The organism is Rhodoflexus caldus (assembly GCF_021206925.1).
In the GTDB taxonomy this organism is placed as follows: Bacteria; Bacteroidota; Bacteroidia; order Cytophagales; family Thermoflexibacteraceae; genus Rhodoflexus; species Rhodoflexus caldus.
The window spans coordinates 24122-44991 of sequence record NZ_JAJPRF010000010.1; the positions used below are offsets into that span (position 1 = coordinate 24122).

At 47.7% G+C, this 20870-nt stretch carries 20 protein-coding genes; 17 read left to right on the top strand and 3 right to left on the bottom strand.

Annotation, left to right across the window (positions count from 1 at the left end; genetic code table 11):
- Positions 1 to 17: 17 nt before the first annotated feature.
- Genes NDK19_RS11390 through NDK19_RS11410 form a run of 5 tightly spaced genes read left to right on the top strand, consistent with a single transcriptional unit; the run spans position 18 to position 4522 of the window.
- Positions 18 to 554, top strand: a complete 537-nt coding sequence (locus tag NDK19_RS11390; RefSeq protein WP_250632012.1) for a D-glycero-alpha-D-manno-heptose-1,7-bisphosphate 7-phosphatase — start codon at positions 18 to 20, stop codon at positions 552 to 554.
- Between the two features lie 14 nt (positions 555 to 568).
- Complete coding sequence (locus NDK19_RS11395) at positions 569 to 1579, top strand: stage II sporulation protein M (RefSeq protein ID WP_317207169.1); 1011 nt, start codon at positions 569 to 571, stop codon at positions 1577 to 1579.
- Entirely contained in the window at positions 1576 to 2472 is an 897-nt protein-coding gene (locus NDK19_RS11400; RefSeq protein WP_250632013.1) for a hypothetical protein, read from the top strand. Before NDK19_RS11395 ends, NDK19_RS11400 begins: the two co-directional genes overlap by 4 nt.
- Complete coding sequence (locus tag NDK19_RS11405; protein WP_250632014.1) at positions 2472 to 3284, top strand: DUF4129 domain-containing protein; 813 nt, start codon at positions 2472 to 2474, stop codon at positions 3282 to 3284. The genes NDK19_RS11400 and NDK19_RS11405 overlap by 1 nt, the downstream gene beginning before the upstream one ends.
- Entirely contained in the window at positions 3281 to 4522 is a 1242-nt protein-coding gene (locus NDK19_RS11410) for a DUF4350 domain-containing protein (protein ID WP_250632015.1), read from the top strand. The genes NDK19_RS11405 and NDK19_RS11410 overlap by 4 nt, the downstream gene beginning before the upstream one ends.
- Here the strand turns inward: NDK19_RS11410 and NDK19_RS11415 are convergent.
- Genes NDK19_RS11415 through NDK19_RS11425 form a run of 3 tightly spaced genes read right to left on the bottom strand, consistent with a single transcriptional unit; the run spans position 4512 to position 8440 of the window.
- Complete coding sequence (locus tag NDK19_RS11415) at positions 4512 to 5273, bottom strand: SGNH/GDSL hydrolase family protein (RefSeq protein ID WP_250632016.1); 762 nt, start codon at positions 5271 to 5273, stop codon at positions 4512 to 4514. The genes NDK19_RS11410 and NDK19_RS11415 overlap by 11 nt on opposite strands.
- Complete coding sequence (locus tag NDK19_RS11420; RefSeq protein WP_250632017.1) at positions 5273 to 7525, bottom strand: APC family permease; 2253 nt, start codon at positions 7523 to 7525, stop codon at positions 5273 to 5275. The genes NDK19_RS11415 and NDK19_RS11420 overlap by 1 nt, the downstream gene beginning before the upstream one ends.
- Before the next feature lie 9 nt (positions 7526 to 7534).
- A complete protein-coding gene (locus tag NDK19_RS11425) occupies positions 7535 to 8440 on the bottom strand; it encodes a DUF58 domain-containing protein (protein WP_250632018.1) in 906 nt (301 codons plus the stop codon).
- Positions 8441 to 8578: 138 nt separating this feature from the next.
- Here NDK19_RS11425 and NDK19_RS11430 point away from each other — a divergent pair, with 138 nt between their 5' ends.
- The 12 genes from NDK19_RS11430 to NDK19_RS11485 all read left to right on the top strand — a co-directional run bounded on the left by NDK19_RS11430 (position 8579) and on the right by NDK19_RS11485 (position 20835).
- The gene (locus NDK19_RS11430; RefSeq protein WP_250632019.1) at positions 8579 to 9667 is read left to right on the top strand and encodes an Ldh family oxidoreductase; all 1089 of its coding nucleotides are present in this window, start codon (positions 8579 to 8581) and stop codon (positions 9665 to 9667) included.
- A 364-nt stretch (positions 9668 to 10031) separates the two neighbouring features.
- Positions 10032 to 10982: a carboxypeptidase-like regulatory domain-containing protein gene (locus NDK19_RS11435; RefSeq protein ID WP_250632020.1), complete on the top strand. Its 951-nt coding sequence runs from the start codon at positions 10032 to 10034 to the stop codon at positions 10980 to 10982.
- Positions 10983 to 11020: 38 nt separating this feature from the next.
- Entirely contained in the window at positions 11021 to 11215 is a 195-nt protein-coding gene (locus NDK19_RS11440) for a hypothetical protein (RefSeq protein ID WP_250632021.1), read from the top strand.
- 312 nt (positions 11216 to 11527) lie between these two features.
- Positions 11528 to 12514, top strand: a complete 987-nt coding sequence (locus tag NDK19_RS11445; RefSeq protein ID WP_250632022.1) for a Smr/MutS family protein — start codon at positions 11528 to 11530, stop codon at positions 12512 to 12514.
- A gap of 109 nt (positions 12515 to 12623) precedes the next feature.
- Positions 12624 to 13352 carry an LOG family protein gene (locus tag NDK19_RS11450; protein ID WP_250632023.1) on the top strand — a complete coding sequence of 243 codons (729 nt, stop codon included), beginning with the start codon at positions 12624 to 12626 and terminating at the stop codon, positions 13350 to 13352.
- Between the two features lie 66 nt (positions 13353 to 13418).
- A complete protein-coding gene (locus NDK19_RS11455) occupies positions 13419 to 14372 on the top strand; it encodes a lytic transglycosylase domain-containing protein (protein ID WP_250632024.1) in 954 nt (317 codons plus the stop codon).
- A gap of 51 nt (positions 14373 to 14423) precedes the next feature.
- Positions 14424 to 14570, top strand: a complete 147-nt coding sequence (locus NDK19_RS11460) for a DUF2256 domain-containing protein (protein WP_394801685.1) — start codon at positions 14424 to 14426, stop codon at positions 14568 to 14570.
- 95 nt (positions 14571 to 14665) lie between these two features.
- Positions 14666 to 17443: a 2-oxoglutarate dehydrogenase E1 component gene (locus NDK19_RS11465; protein ID WP_250632026.1), complete on the top strand. Its 2778-nt coding sequence runs from the start codon at positions 14666 to 14668 to the stop codon at positions 17441 to 17443.
- Positions 17444 to 17472: 29 nt separating this feature from the next.
- The gene (gene odhB / locus NDK19_RS11470; RefSeq protein WP_250632027.1) at positions 17473 to 19011 is read left to right on the top strand and encodes a 2-oxoglutarate dehydrogenase complex dihydrolipoyllysine-residue succinyltransferase; all 1539 of its coding nucleotides are present in this window, start codon (positions 17473 to 17475) and stop codon (positions 19009 to 19011) included.
- A gap of 81 nt (positions 19012 to 19092) precedes the next feature.
- Positions 19093 to 19776, top strand: coding sequence for a DUF3592 domain-containing protein (locus NDK19_RS11475; protein WP_250632028.1), 684 nt, complete (start codon positions 19093 to 19095; stop codon positions 19774 to 19776).
- Between the two features lie 117 nt (positions 19777 to 19893).
- Positions 19894 to 20334: an Hsp20/alpha crystallin family protein gene (locus tag NDK19_RS11480; RefSeq protein ID WP_250632029.1), complete on the top strand. Its 441-nt coding sequence runs from the start codon at positions 19894 to 19896 to the stop codon at positions 20332 to 20334.
- A gap of 129 nt (positions 20335 to 20463) precedes the next feature.
- Positions 20464 to 20835 (top strand): hypothetical protein, encoded by a 372-nt coding sequence (locus NDK19_RS11485; protein WP_250632030.1) that lies wholly within the window; start codon positions 20464 to 20466, stop codon positions 20833 to 20835.
- Positions 20836 to 20870: the final 35 nt, after the last annotated feature.

Genomic DNA, 20870 nt, shown 5'->3' on the forward strand with positions numbered 1-20870 from the left:
CTTTATTAATGTACTAAATGTTCCACCCAACCCAAAGTGCCCTTTTTCTCGACCGCGACGGTGTCATCAACCGCCGCATTGTGGGCGATTATGTCAAAAAGATTGACGAATTTGTCTTGTTGCCCGATGTGGCAGAGGTGCTTGCGCGGTTGCGTCCCTTGTTTGCCCGCATCATAGTTGTTACCAATCAGCAAGGGATTGGCAAAGGGCTGATGACCGAAGCGGATTTGGCAGCCATACATGCCCTGATGTTGCAACAACTGCCGATGATAGACCGTGTTTATCATTGCCCGGCATTGGCTGCCGACAATCACCCCGACCGCAAACCTGCCATAGGAATGGCACTGCGCGCTGCACGCGATTTCCCCGAAATCTCTCTGGCCGATTCGTTGATGATAGGAGATACCGAAGGCGATATTCGTTTCGGTAAAAATGCGGGTATGCGCACCCTGTTGTTTGGCAACGAAAAACTGCCCACCGATTTACGACCCGATTTCTTCGCTGCCGACTGGCAACAAGTGGCTGCGCTGTTTGCAAATGCTCTGAAAAAATAGCATTTTACGCCATTATGTTGCGTGAAGCCGTTTTTATTCAGCGAAATACCGCCCGATGGCAAAAATTTGAGCAAGAGTTGGATGCACAGTTAGGTGCGGAAAAAGCCGCGGCTAATCCTGACGCACTTGCCGAAATGTTCATCCAACTGACCGACGATTTGGCGTATGCCCGCACGTTCTATCCCGAAAGCCGCACGACTGCCTATCTGAACCAAATGGCCGGTCGGGCGCACCGCCTGTTGTATCGCAACAAGCGCGAAGATGCAGGCAGAATTATCCGATTTTGGAAAACCGAGTTGCCGCTGTTGTTTCAGAGTGTCCACAAGCAATTGTTGTTGGCTGCCGTTTTTTTTGGACTTGCCGTCGGTATCGGTGTTATTTCATCGGCACATGATGAAAATTTTTGCCGACTGATTTTGGGCGATGCCTACGTAAACATGACGCTGAACAACATCCAAAAGAATGACCCGATGGCTGTTTACAAAAGCATGGGGCGGGCTGATATGTTGATGGCGATAACTTTCAACAATGTGCGGGTATCGTTCTACGCATTTGCGGGCGGGCTGATGACCCCTGTCATGACCCTTTGGGTATTGTTGCAAAACGGCATCATGTTGGGTGCTTTCCAATACTTTTTTTACGAAAGGGGGCTTTTTTTGACCTCTTTTTTAACAATTTGGATACACGGAACGCTTGAAATATCGGCAATCATTATTGCAGGAACGGCCGGTATTGTGATGGGGAGCAGTTTTCTGTTTCCCGGCACCTATCCGCGCCGCGAGGCTTTTAAAATAGGGGCAAAAAAAGGCTTGAAAATTATTGTGGGGCTGGTACCCGTTTTTATTGCGGCAGGCTTTCTGGAAAGCTACATCACCCGCTTAACCGAAATGCCGGATTGGTTCAAAGTAGCAATTATTTTGGCTTCTGCTGCATTTATTGCATGGTATTTTGTGATTTATCCCATGCAATTAGTTAAAAAATTTGGCTACAACAGCGAAGAAGAATATCAGGAAAGCAATATATGACCTACCCGACCGATAAAATAGAATTTCAGGCAGAGCGCGACTTCGGAAGCCGCCTCAATGTTGCCTTTGACTTTATCCGCCGCAACTTTGTGCCGCTGATAACCGCCATGTTAGTTATTTTAATGCCCTTGCTGGCTCTTGGCGGTGCACTTGGGCTGATTTTTTACCGCTACCTGCAAGCCAATGATATTTCCGCTGATTCCGGCGAAAGCATGGGGATGGTCATTGTAGGGCTGAGTGTTTTTGTTTTTTATCTGCTGGTGATAAGTTTTTTACCTGCAACGGTTGTTTATTCTTACATAAAACTCTATCGTGAACGACCTGAGTCGGTATTTACGGTAGAGCAAGTGCTGGGCGAACTGAAAAAGTACTGGTTGAGGCTACTGGGGGCTATGATACTAATCTATATCATACTGATACCCGCCTTTATATTGTTCGTTATTCCCGGCGTTTACCTTGCCGTACCGATGGCTTTTATTCCTTATATCATAATAGCGGAGGATTTGTCATTCTTTGATGCGATGTCCCGCGCCTTCAAAATGGTGCGCGACAACTGGTGGGAAACCTTCGGGATTATTATTGTGGCTGCCATCATCGGTTCGTTGTTCAGCTATGTGTTCCAACTGCCGTTTACGATTCTTGTGGGTGCATCGCCGTTTATTACCGACTCCGGCGATTTTACGGCACTGGGTTTTTGGGGGATTTTATCGGCCGTGATTTACATGGTAGGCAACTTTATCGTACAGGCCATTCCATTAACCATTTACGCCGTTCATTATCACCATTTAGTGGAGATAAAAGAGGGTACGGGTATGATGGGACGCATCGCCAATTTGGGCAACGCCACAGCTCGGCAGCGCACAGCCGACATTGACGACGAGGAAACTTTCTGATGAATCGCTATTGGTTTTATAGGCTGATAATCAGCGGAATATTACTTACAATTTCCGCTGCGGGCAGTTATGCGCAAAAAGAGGATGATGACATTTGGAAACAATTGCCTGCTTCTCAATCCGCTTATTCTTCCGATAAAGTCAGTGCTCCGATTGACCCGAAAAAGCAGGACAACAGCAAAATAGAGGTGCTGAAATTTGACACTGCCGCCATCAATGACTATCTGGCCGACAGCGAATTTCTTTATGACAGGCCTCAAATTACCTCCGAAAGCATATTGTACCGTTTCAGGCGATGGCTGCGCAATTGGCTCAGAGACTTGCTCGGCGACAGTGATGGGGAGTCATGGACAGATAATCTGTTTTATGCGCTGGCGGTCATCATTATTGCCTTTGTCATAGCGCGCCTGATGGGGCTGCAACCCCAATTGTTCATACGCAAAAAAGGACAAGTGCCTCAGGAGTTTATTATCGGCGATGAAAATATCCATGCGATTGAGTTTGAAAAGGCCATTGCAAAAGCCGAAGCCAAGGGAGATTTCCGCTATGCCGTTCGCTTGCACTACCTCCAATTGCTTAAAGCACTGGCCGACAGTGGTATGATTCGCTGGGAGCCGCAAAAAACCAATATGCAATATGTGGCCGAGGTGTCGCAAACCCCTTTTAAAGACGATTTTGCGGCACTTACCCGTTCCTTTGCCTATACTTGGTACGGCCACTTTGAGGTAACGCCGACGGTTTACGGTACATTTAAGGAAAAACAACAGGCCATGCTTGCCGGTGTAGCTAAACAACAAACGGTTAAAGTATGAAAGGAAATACCCGATATATCGTCATTGTGCTCGGAAGTTTCGCTTTGTTGCTGCTGATAGAGTATCTGACACCCAAGCCGATTAATTGGAGTCAGACCTATCGGCGGGAAGATAAAATTCCTTACGGCAATTACATACTTTATAGAGAACTGCCCCGCCTTTTACAACAGCCTGTGGTTGAAAATACGCAGACCTTCTATGAACGCCAATTAGTAAACGACACGGCTGCCGCCAATTACCTGCTCATACAAGACGACCTGAATATGGATTCGCTGGACGTACAGGCATTGCTGAAATTGGTCAATGCGGGGAGTGATGTTTTCATCGCCGCCCGCTATGTAGATGCCAAACTCCGCGACAGTCTGCAATTGGAGCTGTACGACAACTATTCCTTAGACAGGGAACCCTTACTCAAAGAACTGACCGATTCCGTAGGGCTGTTTATGGTAAATCCGCAACTGAAATCCCCGACTCCCTATTTTTTGAAAAAAGGAAGTGCGCCTTATCATTTTGCAAGCGCAAAATCCGCTACCATTTTGGGGCTGAATACCTACCGCGCACCGGTATTTATTAAAGTGCCTTACGGCAAGGGAAATTTTTGGCTGCACAGCGTACCGCTGATGTTTACCAACTACTACATGTTGTATGAACAGCATCGGGACTACATTGCCGCGGCGTTTTCCTATTTGCCCAAGCGAAAAACGTTTTGGGATGAGCACTACAAATCGGGGCAAATTGAGAGTCGCTCTCCGGTGCGTTTTTTATTAAGTCAGCCGCCTTTGGCATGGGCATGGCGACTGCTGCTGTTTACTTTGTTTGTTTTTGCCGTTTTTGGCATTAAGCGCCGTCAAAAGGCTATTCCTATCATTCGTTCGCCCGCCAATACATCGCTGGAATTTGTCAAGGCCGTGGGGCGGCTGTATTTCCTCAATCCCAATCACAAGGCAATGGCCAAGCGCAAAATCCGTTTCTTTATGGAACAATTGCGCAACAGATACGGCATCACAACGGCAGGTCATTTTCCGTTGCCGCCCAAGCGTGCTACATTTGACGACAACTGGCTGAACTACATATCACGCAAGGCAGGAGTAGAGGAAACTGCGGTGCGCCAATTATTTCAGCAAATTGCATGGATAGAATCCACACAATTGGAAGAAATTGCCGACAGCGACTTGCTGCAACTCAGCCGACTAATGGAAGATTTTTACAAACACTCGGCGCAATCCGTTAAAGCGTAGCCATGTATTGCATCATGGCATTGACCCATATCCGATAACCTTTTGCAGACGGATGCACTCCGTCGGATACGAACATATCTTCCGAAAGCTCAAAAGTTACTTTGGGATAAATGAAAGGAACGGGCGAGCATTGTTCTTCCCGATGGATGGCACTTTCAAGCAAAAGCCGCTGATGGTCAAACAGTTGCCTCAGCAGTTGCCTGTCCGGCGTATTGAAAATCGGGAAACGACCTACGGGAGGCAGCGTTGCCCAGATGATACGCGTGCTGTATCCTGATGCTGTTTGCAGCAAAGCCCGCACCTGTTTGCGCCATTGCCAAACAGGCGTAAACTTGAAAATATCGTTTGCGCCCAAGCCGATTAGCAACAGGTCAAACCGGGTAGGGGGGACTTGCTCCCGAAAGTAAGAGATTGCCTCGCCCACTCTCAGGCCGTTTTTCCCGATAGATAACCAATCTACCTGTAAATCAGGGTTTTGTGTGGCAAAAGATTGTGCAAAAACTCCTCCCAGCGTATCGGTATAAGACGCAATGCCCATGCCTGCCACCGTAGATTCGCCAAAGGCCAGCAGTTTGAAAGGATGTTTGCCGTTGCCGAAACTGCCTTGCGGCTTGTCTTGCGGCAAGGGCAGGCGTACAGTATTGGCACGGATGGCATTGCCCTGCCGCATCAGTTTTGGAAAATGGGCGGCTACTTTGCCCAACAGCGCCATAGAGCGCCAATTGAGAACCGAAGGACTTGGCAACAGCATCAGCGCAGCGATTTCATGGTTTTGGTATTCACGAAAAGTACGTCGCCGATGCCGTCATAACCCATAAAAACGGCCTCGCCGCTGTGTTTAACCGCTTCGGAGCGCACACCGATAATGGTCAGGTCGGCACGTTTGGACTTTTGGTTGATGATGGTTTTGGTATCCACGTTTTCTTTTTGCGGTATCAACTCTATGTTGGAAGGGGAAATGGGCAGCCTTCCGGAGTTAATCAACTCCATCAGGTTTTGTTTTTGTTCTACCAACTCATCTTCGGGGTAAATGGCAAAAATCTTGATGCTGGCATTGCTCCACTCGGGATGTCCCAGAATGATATAGCCAAGCAAAATCATCAGTGTGGCGTTTTCGTAGTCGTTGGAAGTAATCCAAATGTCTATTTCGCTGTGATAGCCAAAGTTGCGGTCGGAACTGCCCAGCACGATGGCATCAAAGTCGGTGGCACGTACCAATTGGAAGTTGGCGGCGATGTTTTCCAAACCCTCGGGGTTCGCTTTGGAAAACTCAAACATGATAACGTTATTTTCTTTGCCCGAAATACCCGGCAACTGAATAACTTGCGAAATGGCCGAAGTTGCCGAAGGGCTCACCAGCGTATCTATGTACACATTGCTGTGCGTAGCATCCGAAATTTGAATCAGTTGCTTGTAGCATTCCTTAGACTGTCGGTGCGTTTCTTTGGACAAATACCCTTCAATCAGGTGGATATAAGTGCCGAAACCGTATTTGTAGGAAATCCAGCGCAGAAACTGAAAGCCCGATACGCGGTCAAAAGAGTGGGTTGAAATACAGATAATGGAAGGTCGCCAATGTTCTGCTTCGGGCTCTTTGCGCACTTTTTGCAGAAAAATTTGCAGTGTGCGGCTCAATTGGAAGATAACCCCCTGAAAAATAGCCGATAAGCCCTGTTTGCGATGCTGATAGCGGCTCACCAGCAAGTAGGTGAAAATCATCAGCACCAGCACCAGCAGCGAAAATCGGAGATTGATGTTAATCATAACGATTACGCAGGACACCGCACCTGTTAGCGAAATATACCAGCGGGTGCGGAATACAGGCCGATAGGCAGGGTCGGCTGCAAAATGTTCCAGAAATGAAATAAGGCAGATAGAGCCGAAAGTGAGGCAAAGCAATACCGATACCGCTTCCAGCATGTAAGGCATGTTGTCGTAAATCAGTGCTATCAGCACCAGCACAGCCGTTGCTTGGATGGCATGGATGGGCAGCGGGTTGTTTACGTCATCGCGATTCATGCGCGAAAGCCACCTGTCCCATGCCAGATTGGGCAATACGCGGTCGGCTGCGAGTGCCTGCAAGGTGCGGCTTGCCATCAGAAAAGAGCCTGCCGCCGACAGCAGACTTGCCACACCCAGCACAATGATGATTTCAATACCGAAAGGTGTATTGTCTGCCATCACCAGCGGGTTTTGCACCAATTCGTCCGGCGAGGCAATCATGTGCAGTTTGAAAATAAAAATGATGTAGGTAAAAAAACCTGCAATGGCAGCGCCAATGATGCCGCGCGGCAGCGAGCGACGCGGTTCGCGGAGTTTTTTGGAAAAGCCAAGCCCCGCAGTCATGCCGCCAAACATGGGAAAACTGAGCGCAAGTACGCCAAAGAAACTCAGCGGCTGCTCTACGTGTTGGGTCAAATCGCTGAGCAGCAACTCTTCGCGATGTGTAGGAGGGCTGCCCAGAAAAAGCCCGTAACCGAAAACCATCAGCGGCACTGCCAGATAGAGTAGTTTAATCAGTATTTCTGAGCCAAAGCGCAGCAACAGCAAGGTTAGCAACAAGAAAGCGGGTATGCTTGCCACGCGGTAATCGTACACGTAGATGCTCAGCGGAGAAGCCAGCAGGTAGTCAAAAAAGGGTTGAAAGGCACGCGAGAAGGCAATCAGATACAAGGCTGTCAAAATAGTTTGCGCCATGTAAAGCGTAATGCCGATAGGCACACCTACCGTAATGCCGAATGAGCGCGAAATAATAAAATATTCGCCGCCGCCTTCTACCTTTTGGTTGGTGGCAATTTCCGAAAATGCCATTGCCGTTGGAATAGTGATGGCATGAGCTACCGCAACCATGCCAATGGCTGCCACCATGCCGAGGTTGCCGACCGCATGGCCGAGCCAAAGAATCATCAGGGCGCCCTGCAACGTACAGAGCGACAAAAAGAAAACCGGAAGAGAACCGAAGCCGTGTTTTTGTTTGAGTAAACGAGTGTGGGAAACAGGCATAATGCGTGTTTATTTCATTTTGGCGCGCTTAATCAGATAAGCAAGCAAAATCTGGTCTATGGATTGGGCAATATCTGCCTCAATAAAGTCAATTTTATACTGTCCGCATTTGAGTTTCAGGTCTTGAAACTGCCGCGCAATTTGTTCTCTGTAATACTCCCGTACTTGCGAGGGTTGTAACTTAACCCGCTCTCCGCTTTCCAAATCAACAAAAATGTAAGGACGGTCGGCAAATTCAAATGCGTCTTCCGTTTTTTTGTCGATGGTATGGAACAGCAGCACCTCATGTCGGTTGTGTTTCAGATGTTGAAGCGCCGAGAACAACTCCTGTTGATGTTCCGAATTTTCCAACATATCGCTGAAAATGATGATTAGCGAACGGCGATGTATTTTATCCGCTACTTGGTGAATAATTTTTGCTGCGTCCGTCTTTTTGTTCGGAACAGGTTGGTCGAGCATTTGCTGCAAACGCAAAAAAACATTGTGAATGTGCGTAGGTGTGGACTTGATGGGGGTTTCCCACTCAATGGTATCGGAAAAAGCCGCCACCCCTACGGCATCGCGCTGGCGTTGGAGCATATAGGCAAGGCAGGCTGCAGCCACAATGCTGAATCGGATTTTGCCCCAATCCTTTTCGGGATAGTACATGGAAGAAGAATTGTCTATCAGAATCTGACAACGCAGGTTGGTTTCTTCTTCGTAGCGCTTGGTATAAAGGCGGTCGGTTTTGGCAAATACTTTCCAGTCAATGTGCCGAGTGCCTTCCCCCGTGTTGTAGAGGCGGTGTTCGGCAAACTCTACCGAAAAACCATGATAGGGCGATTTGTGCAAACCCGTAATAAAACCCTCTACCATTTGCTTGGCAAGCAGTTCTAAGTTGCCGTATTGTTTAACTATTCCTAAGTCTATGGGCATGAGCGTATGGTCAGAAACCGAACACTAAGGTACACAATCCTTTGCAGATTAGCCCTGCTGCTTGTCATTTTTCAATAGGTTACTTCTCAAAACTTTGGCGGCGATTCCCCCTAACTTTGCGGCAAAACTACCCAAACGATGACAGAACCTCAATATCACCTTTTCCCTGCGGAACGCTTGCGGGCATTCACCATTGAAACCTTTTTGTACTTCGGCGTGCCTTTGGCCGATGCCGAACTGGCCGCCGAGGTGCTGGCCGCTGCCGATTTGCGCGGTATCGATTCGCACGGCGTAGCACGCCTGCACACCTATTTTGATATGCTGCAATTGGGCAGAATTAACCCTAAACCCAACATCCGTATTGTGCGCGAGAAAATCTCTACCGCCACAGTGGACGGCGACAACGGGCTGGGCTTGGTAGTTGGCCCGAAAGCCAATGAAATTGCCATGGAAAAAGCCGAAAAAGCCGGCTCGGGCTGGGTGAGTGTTTGCAATACCAATCACTACGGCATTGCAGGATACTATGTGCTCGAGGCGCTCAAACGCGATATGATTGGCTGGTCTATGACCAACTCTACCAAACTTGTAGCGCCGCTGTGGGGGGCAGAGCGCATGTTGGGCACCAACCCGATTGCAATTGCATTCCCCGGCCTTGAAGAACCCCCCATCGTAATTGACCTTGCCACAAGTGCCGCCGCATACGGGAAAATTGAAATTGCCAGACGTGCAGGCAAACCCGTTCCCGAAGGCTGGATTATTGATAATCAGGGGAATATGAGCACCAACCCCATGGATATGATTAACGGCGGTGCATTGCTGCCACTTGGTTCAGACCGCGAGCACGGCGGCCACAAGGGGTATGCCCTCTCTGCAATGGTGGATATTTTGTGCTGCGTGCTGAGCGGTGCCAACTGGGGGCCTTTTGCTCCGCCCTTTGCCTTGCGTCAGGAAATTCCCGCACGGTCGGTTGGCAAAGGCATCGGCCACTTTTTCGGCGCCATGCAGATTGACGGATTTATGGATGTAACCGAATTTAAACGCCAGATTGACGATTGGATTCGCACCTTCCGCGCTACTAAACCTGCCCCCGGTACAGGCGGCGTGCTCATCCCCGGCGACCCCGAGCGCGAAGCAGAAGCCATCCGAAGCAAAGAAGGTATTCCGCTCATTCAGGCAGTGGTAGATGACCTGCTGGATATTTCCCGACAAACGGGTATTTCGTTGTGATTAGCCATTTATTGATTTTTTAATATTTTATGTAATATTTTATTCTAAAAACAATATTTTTAAAATATACCTACTCTCTTGTTGATTAGAGTGGGTATATTTATTTGAGCTTTAACAAGGTTTATTAGTATTTTTTATTGATTTTTTCAAAAAAATGAAGATTTGTTTGCTTTAAAAGTTTGTATAGTATTTTTGTACAAGTAAAGAGATAGAAATTTTGAAAGCAAGTAAAAGATGTTTTTAAGCTCTTTTTTTTACTAATACTAAAAATACTATTATGAAAACTTACATGCAAACTTTATGGCGCATGTTGCTTGTTGTAACAGCCCTTTTTTTAGTGCAATGTCAAACAGCAATGCACGATGTGAACCCGGAAGGAGTAACTCCGATGTCAGCTAATGACAGTGATTTAATCCCTATTGTCAGTGTTGAGTTAGGGCCTTACAGAATCACGTTTGTAAGCGCTGTTCAGGATTGGGAAAACAACCGCACCGTATTTACCTATCATATTCAATATATCGACACAGACCCGCGGCGAGGTGGTTTAAGCCATTGGGTCATTGGTTTGGGAGATTGCTTATCATTTTCTAACGTCATCGGGGCATCCATTACCGACTCCGACGGCGTAACAGTGGATTGGTTCAGTAAAATTACAGACAGCGAAGGTGGCGGCACAGGTTGCAATACCTACGGCAACATCCTCAAATTTGATGACCTTGACAGCGACAAATTCAAAGACGGTAAAATACATACCTTTACCTTCACAGTCAATCAGATAGTAAGCACCTCGCTGACAACCAACTGGTCTAAAACCGGCAGAGGCTGCGATGAAGGCGGCATTACCGGCCCGGGCTGCTATATTATCAAAGGAATATTGCTTCAAAAGGACTGCGATGAAACAATCCCCGTAGGTTCACAGGAAGTAGTGCTCTCCGACGGCTCTACCGTTACAAGCAATGATATTGGTGAGTTTGCTTTCAATAATGTGGCGGCAGGCGATTATACCTTGTCTGTATTTGGTCAAGAGTTTGATATTTCCGTTTCCCCATCTGTCGATTTGGGCGAAATCATTAACGACATATCCGAAAACTGCGGAGACCCCGAAGAGCCGCCGGTTGACGGTTGCTCATTTTCACAAGGTTATTGGTTTTCCAAGCCTAATGTAGTTTGGCCGGGTGATGAAACCGTAACCATTGGCGGACACACCTACACCAAGGCCGAAGGGCGCGCCATTTTTGATGCCCGCACCGACAACGGACAGTTTGGAACGCCGATACCAAGCGTGCTTTCCTCCAACTCTCAACCATCTACCTGAGCATTCGCAATGGTAATCTTTCAGGTGTTCCCGATGCGTTGCAGGCACACGCTGCCACTATTGAAAACTACCTGAGCAGCGTGGGCAAACTTACGGTAACTACTGTAACCAGACCTAACGGCAATTCGTTCCTGCAACTGAATTCGCTGCCTAAAACACCTCAATCTACTGCCGCAGGGCAGGCCGCAGGTGCTATCGGTAGATGGATTGATGCCAACCATTGTTCTGAATAAAAGTTTTTGATACTCTTCTCAACCCGACAGGCTTTTTAATCTGTCGGGTTTTTTGTTGCGTTTATAATACATCAGCGTATTGCAAATGCTGTTTTTTAATCCGAAATCCCAAATTCCAAATCCGCAATGCCGTTGTGTTTAGCCGCATATAAGCCGCCTTTTTATACGGTTACAAGTTGGTGTCGGCTGGTTTTCCCTTGTTTTTGCCTAACTTTGTTAAACATCAGCCCTTAGCCGCAGGTTTTGTCTGCCGCTAAGGGTTTCTTTCACGCAAAACGGAAGACAGTATTCAGTAACACAAGCCATACACTTATGAACATAGGCGACCGCGTTCGTTTGTTGCACTACACGCAGGAAGGCATCATTACCAATTTTTTGCCCGACAATCTGGTAGAAATTGAGATAGAGGATGGTTTTAAAATTCCCGTGCTCAAACAAGAAGTAGTGCTGATTGCCAAAGAAGAAAAAATCGTTTTCCGCGAAAGGCGCAAAGAAGAAGAAGTCAGCGCCACACCTGTTGTATCGGCGGAAACGGGCTTTTTTCTGGCATTTTTGCCGATTAACGACAAGCAACTCAGTGTTTACCTGATTAACAATACCGACATTGACATACTCTTCAACTTTGGCGAAGTGCGCGATACCAACTACTACGGGCTGGCAGCAGGCCACTTGACCAAGCGCAGCAGCCAAAAAGTAACTGAAGCCAACTTAGATAAGTTTGACAAATGGTCGCCCTTGCTGGTGCAGGCAATTTTCTTCAAGGCAGGTTTTACGAGCCTCAAAGAGCCATTGATTCGCAAGTTTACCTTTTCGGCAGCCACTTTCTTTAAAAGCAAAGGCAAAGCTCCGCTGTTAGACAAAGAGTGCCACCTGTTCCAGATAGACCAGAAAATTGTCAGCGTCAATCCCGAGCAAATCAAGGAAAGCATTGCCGAGCGCCAGACAGCAACCGCACCGGCCAATGTGAGTGCTCCTGCGGCCAAAAACATTGCTCCGGCAGGCCTTCCCAAGCAACCGCGCCAGATGGAAATAGACCTTCACATAGAACAGCTCACCAAAGACTACGGCAAGATGAACGCCGCACAAATGCTTGAATTGCAGTTGAAAGCATTTGAAACAGCCTTAGACAGAGCCATTTTGGAAGCCTACGACGAAATTATTTTCATTCACGGTGTCGGAAACGGCACATTGCGCAACGAAATTCACAGACAGTTGAGCAAACATCCCAATATTGCCTATTACAAAGATGCTCGCAAAGAAAAATTCGGTTACGGTGCTACGCAGGCAAAAATTAAGTAGGCACGGAAACATTTCAACCTTAGTTTCGTATAATACAATCCGTTCCGACAAAATATGGCCGTCAATGGTTGCGGCATTTGTCGGCGGTGAATAAACCAAGCAGCAAAACATGGAAAATTTTGAACAACAACTGATTAATGAAGAGCGCATCCGCAAGGCCTTTACCCAAAAAACTTGGAGTGAGATAAAGAGTGTAAATTCTTGGATGATTTTTAAAATCATGGCAGAATTTGTGGAAGGGCTGGAAAAGATGGCGAAAATAGGGCCTTGCGTCAGCATTTTTGGCTCGGCACGTACCAAACCCGAAAATCCGTACTATCAACTGGCCGAAGAAATTGCGGCCAAATTGGTGCGGAAAGGCTATGGCGTAATTACGGGCGGCGGGCCGGGTATTATGGAGGCGGGTAATAAAGGGGCACATTTTGCCGGCGGCACTTCCGTAGGTTTGAATATTGAACTGCCTTTCGAGCAGTCGCACAACCCATACATAGACCCCGACAAGGTCATCAATTTTGACTATTTCTTTGTCCGCAAAGTAATGTTTGTCAAGTATTCGCAAGGCTTCATCGTAATGCCGGGCGGCTTGGGAACATTAGACGAACTGTTTGAGGCTTACACGCTGATTCAGACACACAAGATAGGCCGTTTCCCGATTGTGCTGGTTGGCAAAAAATACTGGTCGGGTTTGTTAGACTGGATTAAAGAGGTTGTATTAGGTCAAGAGCGCAACATCAGCCCCGACGACCTCAACCTGATTACCCTGGTAGATACGGCCGATGAAGCCGTAGCAGTGGTGGAAGAATTTTACTCTAAATACTTGTTATCGCCGAATTTCTAATTTGCTTGTTTTCAGCCCCTTGGTGCATGGCTTGCACTAAGGGTTTTTTATTTTGCAGGTAATTGTATGAAAAAGTTCCAAGGTTTTTTGCTCATCGTTTCGCTGCTGGTGCTGATAGGGCTGGCAACTTACGAACTTTCAAACTTAGGACGTTCATTTGGTTACCGTCGCACAGAAAAGGCTTTTAACGTACACGTCCCTGATTTTTTTGAATATTGCGGGGAAAAAGTACCCCTCCATCGGCGCGAAGTTCGCGAATATTTTGACCGTGAACTGCACATTAACGCCTATTGGCACGCCAATAACGAACTGCTGATGCGTCGCGCCTCTACTTGGCTGCCAATAATCAGCCAAATTTTGAAAGAAGAAAATTTGCCCGACGACTTAAAATACATTGCCGTAGTGGAAAGTTCGCTGACCAACTCCGTTTCCAATATGGGAGCGGCTGGTTTTTGGCAACTGATGCCCGTAACGGCACAGGCGATGGGGTTAGAAGTCAATAATTTGGTAGATGAACGCTTAGACGTTGAAAAAAGTACCCGTGCTGCCTGTAAATATTTGAAACAGTTATACAAAGATTTGGGCAGTTGGACGAACGTATTGGCGGCTTACAACACCGGCGCAGGGGCTTTTATGAAAAGCATGAGCCGCCAGAAAAGCCGTAACTTCTACGACCTCGACCTTAGTACCCAAACCACCCGATTTGTCTATCGCACCATGGCGCTGAAAGAAATTATGGTGAATCCTGAAAAATATGAATTGAGTTATCATCCGCCCAAACCTGCGCCTCCTTTTCAGGTAGAAGAAGTTAAAGCAGATATTCCTGATTTAGTACAATTTGCCTCCTCAAAAGGTGTCAATTACCGTACGTTCCGCAACATGAACGAGTGGCTGGTTGGCGACCGACTCGAGGTGGCCAAAGGCAAAACCTATCGGTTGAAAATTCCTGCGCCCGCTGCGGCAGGCACTGCCGGAAGCAACGAGGAAAAAACTGTTATGACAGGTAACGCGGGGAAATAGCGTCAGCATACGAAAAAATCAACTATCTATCCGCAAAGAGCCATGCCTAAAATGCGCAAAAAATCTGACCTGCCCGAGAAGATATGCCAAACTTGCGGCAGGCCTTTCAGTTGGCGTAAAAAATGGGAAAAATGCTGGGATGAGGTTAAATATTGCAGCGACCGTTGCAGGGCAGAGAAAAAGCAAAAATCTTCCTGAAAATCAATTGTATTTGCTTATGCAAATATGCAGATTTTGAAAATTTAATTAAAACCCTATTTTTGCTGAAATAACCTTTGTTTCAGCAATTATTTATGGATCAATTCTCGTACATAGCCAATGCTGATGTGTCTGTTATAGAGGCATTGTATCAGTCATACAAAGCAGACCGCAACTCGGTAGATGCTACATGGCAGCAGTTTTTTGATGGTTTTGAGTTTTCGTTGCGCTATGCCAATGCACCCGTATTGCCCGAGGCAAGCACGAACGGCAACAACAAGGCTGCAACTGCGGTTTCCGCAAGCGACGGCAATACCGACAAAGAACTGCGTGTTCGCAATTTGATTCAGGCATACCGCCAGCGCGGCCACCTGAAATCAAAAACCAACCCTGTGCGTCCGCGCCGCGACCGCCGTGCGCTGCTCGACCTGAAAGATTTCAAGTTGAGCGAGGCAGATTTGGACACCAAATTCATGGCAGGCCGAGCATTGGGTTTAGGCAGCGAGGCTACTTTACGAGAAATTATTGCCCGCTTGGAAAAAATTTACTTAGGCCCCATTGGCTTTGAGTTTACCTACATTCGCGAGCCGGAGACCTACGATTGGCTGAAACAAAAAATCGAACAGGACTACCCCCGCTATTCTCCTTCCATTGAACACAAGAAGCGGATTCTTGCCAAATTGAACGAAGCGGTTGTTTTTGAAAACTTCCTGCACACCAAGTTTTTGGGGCAAAAGCGCTTTTCGTTAGAAGGCGGAGAATCAACCATTCCGGCATTAGATGCCATCATCAACAAAGCTGCCGACCTTGGCGTAGCAGAGGTTGTAATTGGCATGGCGCACAGAGGCCGCCTGAACGTATTGACCAATATTATCGGCAAAACCTATGAGCAGGTATTCACAGAGTTTGAAGGTAAAGTGCCCGAAGACATGATGAATACGATGGGGGACGGCGACGTAAAATATCACTTGGGTTATAGCAGCGAAGTAACTACGCAATCAGGCCGTAAAGTGCGTCTGCAACTGACTCCGAACCCTTCCCACTTGGAGGCAATCAACCCTGTGGTGGAAGGTTTCTCCCGCGCACTGATAGACCAGCACGGAAAAGACAACTCCAAAGTGCTCCCGATTCTGATTCACGGTGATGCGGCAGTTGCCGGCCAAGGGATTGTTTACGAAGTAGCCCAAATGTCGCAACTGGCAGGCTATCATACGGGCGGTACCATCCACTTTGTCATAAACAATCAGGTGGGCTTTACTACCGACTTTGAGGATGCGCGCTCGAGCATCTACTGCACCGATGTTGCCAAAATGATTGATTGCCCTGTATTCCACGTCAATGGCGACAACCCCGAAGCCGTAGTATTTGCCGTAGAACTTGCTACCGAGTTCCGCCAGAAGTTCAAGCGCGATGTTTTTGTGGACATGGTTTGCTACCGTCGCCACGGGCACAACGAGTCCGACGAACCGAAATTCACCCAGCCCACACTTTACAATATCATCAGCAAACACCCCAACCCGCGTGAAATCTACAACCAAACCCTGATTGAGCGGGGCTTTGTGGATGCTTCGCTGGCCGACGCAATGGATCAGGAGTTCCGCAACTTGTTGCAGGAGCGCCTGAACGAGGTGAAGCAACAGCCTTTGAGCTACACCATGCGCAAGTTTGAGCGCGAATGGGCAGCCATGCGCCCCTCTACTGCCGAAGACTTTTTGCAGTCCCCGACAACTGCCATTTCCGAAGATGCCATTAATGCCATCGGCAAGGCATTGACGACTATTCCGGAGGGTTTCAAGCCGCTGAAGCAAATTGAAAAACTGTTGAAAGACCGCCAGAAAATGTTCTTTGAAGACAAAGAACTCAACTGGGCAAGCGCCGAATTACTGGCATACGGTTCACTTTTGCTGGAAGGCAAGCCCGTCCGCATTTCAGGGCAGGACGTGAAGCGCGGCACTTTCTCGCATCGCCATGCTGTGCTGCACGATGCAGTTACCAGTCAGCCGTATTCATCATTGGACTACATGGAAGGCAGACAAGCCGATTTCCAGATTTACAATTCCCTGCTGTCGGAGTATGGCGTATTGGGTTTTGAATTTGGATACGCCATGTGTAATCCGCACGCATTGGTAGTTTGGGAAGCGCAGTTTGGCGACTTTGCTAACGGTGCACAGGTGATGATAGACCAGTTTATCAGCAGCACGGAAACAAAGTGGGGGCGTCAAAGCGGCGTTGTGATGCTGCTGCCACACGGCTACGAAGGCCAAGGGCCGGAACATTCCAGCGCACGCCCTGAGCGATTCCTGCAACTGAGTGCCGAGTACAACATGATTGTTGCCAACGTTACTACGCCTGCCAACTTCTTCCACCTGTTGCGTCGCCAATTGGCATGGCCTTTCCGCAAGCCGCTGGTAGTAATGTCGCCTAAGTCATTGCTGCGCCATCCGCGCGTGGTGTCTAAAATGGAAGAGTTTACCACAGGCGGTTTCCGCGAGGTTATCGGCGATGATTACGCCAAGCCGGACAGCAAAGTGAAAAAAGTAGTGCTTTGCACAGGCAAACTGTACTACGACTTGCTGGAATATCAACTGGAACATAAACGCAAAGATGTGGCACTGGTTCGCATTGAGCAGCTGCATCCGTTCCCTGCCGTGCAGGTAGATGAGTTGCTGAAAAAGTATAAAAACGCCAAGTTGTTCTGGGCGCAGGAAGAACCCGAAAACATGGGCTACTGGGCGTACCTGTTGCGCACATACTTCAAATATGACCATCAGGCCGAACTGATTGCACGCCGTCCGGCAGCATCGCCTGCAACGGGCTACTACAAAGTCCACAACACCGAGCAGGAAAATCTGGTAAAACGCGTTTTTGAATAATTTGCTAACCACTTGAAACACATACGTTTATGACCATAGACATTAAAGTGCCTGCCGTTGGCGAATCGGTAACGCAGGTAACGATTGCCAACTGGATTAAGAAAGAAGGCGAGCATGTAAAAACAGATGAGATTCTGTGCGAATTAGAGTCGGACAAAGCCACTTTTGAATTGCCCGCCGAGGCAGACGGCATTCTGCACATTGTCGCACCTACGGGAACAACCTTAAATATCGGCGACGTTATCTGTCGCATTGCCACTACGGCAGAGGAAGCCACCGCCAGCAAAGCAGCAGATGCTTCGGCCGTAGCAGTGCAGCAAATGGCACAAACAGGCGGCAAGCAGCAAGTTGTTGTGATGGATGTGCCGCAGTTGGGTGAGTCAATCACGGAAGTAACACTAGCACAGTGGTTGAAACGCGATGGCGACTTCGTAAAGATGGATGAGCCAATTTGCGAAATCGAGTCGGATAAAGCTACTTTTGAAGTGGCCGCTAAGGCATCGGGTATCCTGAAAATCATAGCTTTAGACAAGAAAACACTTGCCATTGGCGAGCCTATTTGCGAGATTGTGGTAACGGAAGACACAACTCAACCTGTTGCGGTTGCTGCCACTGCTCCGCAAACGCAAACAACAGTTGCCGCGAGTACATCTTCTTACGCCACAGGTCATGCTTCGCCGGCGGCTTCCAAAATTCTTGCGGAAAAAGGCATCAGTCCCGAAGAGGTGAAAGGCAGCGGCAAAGAAGGGCGTATTACCAAAGAAGATGCGATGAATGCGCAGAAAACGGTTCAATCTCAACCCGTAGTAACTGCTTCATCTCCTGCCGTATCCGCACCGTCGTCGGTGCAGCCCGTAGCCGAAGGCGAACGCGGTACTCGTCGCGAAAAGATGAGTTCTTTGCGCAAAACAGTTGCCCGCCGTTTGGTTTCCGTGAAAAACGAAACCGCCATGCTCACCACATTTAACGAGGTGAACATGAAGCCTATCATGGACTTGCGCGCCAAATACAAAGATTCCTTCAAAGAAAAACACGAAATCGGGCTTGGTTTCATGTCTTTCTTTGTGAAAGCAGTGTGCATTGCCCTGAAAGAATTCCCTGCGGTAAATGCCCAGATTGACGGTGATGAAATCATCTATCACGACTTTTGCGACATTTCCATTGCGGTTTCTGCGCCGAAAGGTTTGGTAGTACCTGTGGTGCGCAATGCCGAGAAGATGTCGTTTGCCGAAATTGAAAAAGAAATTGTTCGTTTGGCAACTCGCGCACGCGAAAACAAACTGAGCATTCCGGAAATGACAGGCGGTACGTTTACCATTACCAACGGTGGCGTATTCGGTTCGCTGATGTCCACACCGATTATCAATGCGCCACAGGTTGCCATTTTGGGTATGCACAACATTGTGGAGCGCCCTGTTGCCGAAAATGGTCAGGTTGTTATCCGCCCAATGATGTACATTGCCTTGTCTTACGACCACCGCATCATTGACGGCCGCGAATCGGTTAGCTTCTTGGTGCGTGTGAAACAGTTGTTAGAAGACCCTGCACGTATTTTGCTCGGTGTTTAGCAGCATACTTATTTCTTGAACTTTCAGTATTGGAGGCCCTAAGAAAATGTAGCGTTTCTTAGGGCTTCATTTCGCTAAACTATGAGGCATTACTTCCGCATTTTTGCATGGATATTGGTTGCGGGCGGTGTTTTTCTACTTGCCCGGGCAGGCTATTACGTTTATGACTGGAACGAGCGCATTAAAATTTATGAAATTGCCCAAGGTGTTGTTGCAGAGGTTGTGCCCAATGCAGACAGTACACAGTTTTTTCCCGTCATCAGTTTTCGGGCGATGGATAACCAGAAACTGCGGATTCGTTCCCGCCGGCCGGATGCTTCCGTGCAGGTTGGCGATTCGGTGCAGGTGCTGTACGACATTGTCAACCCTGATGATATGCTGCCTGTGCACCAGCACCCGATACAGCACAACAGCCAATGGATGAGTTTTGCGGCCGTACTGTTAGTGGTAGGCTTAGCTGTTTTATTCCGACAATGGCAGCAACACAATCACAGGCAATTGTTGCAGGCATCGGGAAGAACGGTACAGGCTGCGTATGACACTACCGAAACTTTTGCCATAGCCGGTTTGCACTTCTACCGTGCCAAATTAACCGCACAAATTAGCTACCCTCAGGAGCAGACACTGCATTTTACCAGTGAATGGTTCATGGCAGACCCCGCCCCCTATTGGCAGGGAAAAATGGTTAAAGTGCATATCAACGTCAGCCGCGAAAGCGATTATTGGGTGAATACCGAATGGCTGCCTCCGCACATACTGATATAGTTTTTTGCCAAAAAAATCGCAAAAGATGACAAATATCATCTTTTCTACTTGCAAAATCTCCTACATTTGTTGAGTAATGTTTCACTAAACTAATCTTACCAATAGGAGGACAAAACTATGTCACTGCTCACAAAATCTCCGGTGAGGACTTTTCCCTCAACCGTTTCCGACCTGTTTAACATTGAAAAATTTTTCAGTGATGCGCTGCAACTGTGGGACATGCCAAGCACAATGCCCGCAGTAAACGTGCATGAGGATGAAACCAGTTTTCGCATGGAAGTAGCTTCTCCGGGTATGGAAAAGAGTGACTTCAAAATTAATGTAAGAGACAACGTACTGCTTATTTCCGCAGAAAAGAAAACCGAAAAGAAAGAGGAAGAAAAGAATTTTACTCGCCGCGAGTTTAACTATTCTTCTTTCCGCAGGTCATTTGCTTTGCCTGAAAACGTAGACCAAGACAACATCAAGGCTGAATACAACAACGGCATATTGCACCTGACCATTCCCAAAATGAAAAAGGAAAGTGCGCCGAAGGGCAAAAGCATTGATGTTGCGTAGGTAGCAACAGTCGCGCATGAAAGCACAAAAAATCCGGTAGCAAGATGCACCGGATTTTTTGTTTATTGAGGTAACTACATTGGTAAAATTTCGTTATTTCAGCAAATAAATTGCTTAATTAGCAGCATTATGTATGCAAACTTGGAACGATGGGTGATTTTTGCAATGGCTGTACTGTTTCTGGCCAATAGCAACACTATTGTCAGTCGCTCCGCCCGCATACATCACAGCGCGATTTCAGAAGAAACTTCTTACCTGCAACCCTCAATTGCTGCTCCTTGCAACACATGGGATATCGTTTTGCGGAATAGTGGTGTATATGAGTGGCTTACAAGCGAGCGATCTGCACCCGATACTTCCGTAAACTTTTTTTGCGATGCGGCTCAATGGTTTTCCACGCTGTTTGTTGCGGTATCAAACGGCTGCTTGTTGTCGGAAGGTGTGCGACGGGTAGTGCCGTCGGTTGCTTGGTTTCGGCTGTATTGCAGCCTGCGCTTATAGATAAACGCTTTGCCTGTTTTTATTGCAACGGTTCT

Excerpts from the sequence above, each read along its gene's own strand:
- NDK19_RS11390 (WP_250632012.1), top strand. The coding sequence starts at position 18 with ATGTTCCACCCAACCCAAAGTGCCCTTTTTCTCGACCGCGACGGTGTC.
- NDK19_RS11410 (WP_250632015.1), top strand. The coding sequence starts at position 3,281 with ATGAAAGGAAATACCCGATATATCGTCATTGTGCTCGGAAGTTTCGCT.
- NDK19_RS11405 (WP_250632014.1), top strand. The coding sequence starts at position 2,472 with ATGAATCGCTATTGGTTTTATAGGCTGATAATCAGCGGAATATTACTT.
- NDK19_RS11400 (WP_250632013.1), top strand. The coding sequence starts at position 1,576 with ATGACCTACCCGACCGATAAAATAGAATTTCAGGCAGAGCGCGACTTC.
- NDK19_RS11425 (WP_250632018.1), bottom strand. The coding sequence starts at position 8,440 with ATGCCCATAGACTTAGGAATAGTTAAACAATACGGCAACTTAGAACTG.
- NDK19_RS11415 (WP_250632016.1), bottom strand. The coding sequence starts at position 5,273 with ATGCTGTTGCCAAGTCCTTCGGTTCTCAATTGGCGCTCTATGGCGCTG.
- odhB (WP_250632027.1), top strand. The coding sequence starts at position 17,473 with ATGACCATAGACATTAAAGTGCCTGCCGTTGGCGAATCGGTAACGCAG.
- NDK19_RS11455 (WP_250632024.1), top strand. The coding sequence starts at position 13,419 with ATGAAAAAGTTCCAAGGTTTTTTGCTCATCGTTTCGCTGCTGGTGCTG.
- NDK19_RS11485 (WP_250632030.1), top strand. The coding sequence starts at position 20,464 with ATGTATGCAAACTTGGAACGATGGGTGATTTTTGCAATGGCTGTACTG.
- NDK19_RS11420 (WP_250632017.1), bottom strand. The coding sequence starts at position 7,525 with ATGCCTGTTTCCCACACTCGTTTACTCAAACAAAAACACGGCTTCGGT.
- NDK19_RS11475 (WP_250632028.1), top strand. The coding sequence starts at position 19,093 with ATGAGGCATTACTTCCGCATTTTTGCATGGATATTGGTTGCGGGCGGT.
- NDK19_RS11445 (WP_250632022.1), top strand. The coding sequence starts at position 11,528 with ATGAACATAGGCGACCGCGTTCGTTTGTTGCACTACACGCAGGAAGGC.
- NDK19_RS11480 (WP_250632029.1), top strand. The coding sequence starts at position 19,894 with ATGTCACTGCTCACAAAATCTCCGGTGAGGACTTTTCCCTCAACCGTT.
- NDK19_RS11460 (WP_394801685.1), top strand. The coding sequence starts at position 14,424 with ATGCGCAAAAAATCTGACCTGCCCGAGAAGATATGCCAAACTTGCGGC.
- NDK19_RS11465 (WP_250632026.1), top strand. The coding sequence starts at position 14,666 with ATGGATCAATTCTCGTACATAGCCAATGCTGATGTGTCTGTTATAGAG.
- NDK19_RS11395 (WP_317207169.1), top strand. The coding sequence starts at position 569 with ATGTTGCGTGAAGCCGTTTTTATTCAGCGAAATACCGCCCGATGGCAA.
- NDK19_RS11430 (WP_250632019.1), top strand. The coding sequence starts at position 8,579 with ATGACAGAACCTCAATATCACCTTTTCCCTGCGGAACGCTTGCGGGCA.
- NDK19_RS11450 (WP_250632023.1), top strand. The coding sequence starts at position 12,624 with ATGGAAAATTTTGAACAACAACTGATTAATGAAGAGCGCATCCGCAAG.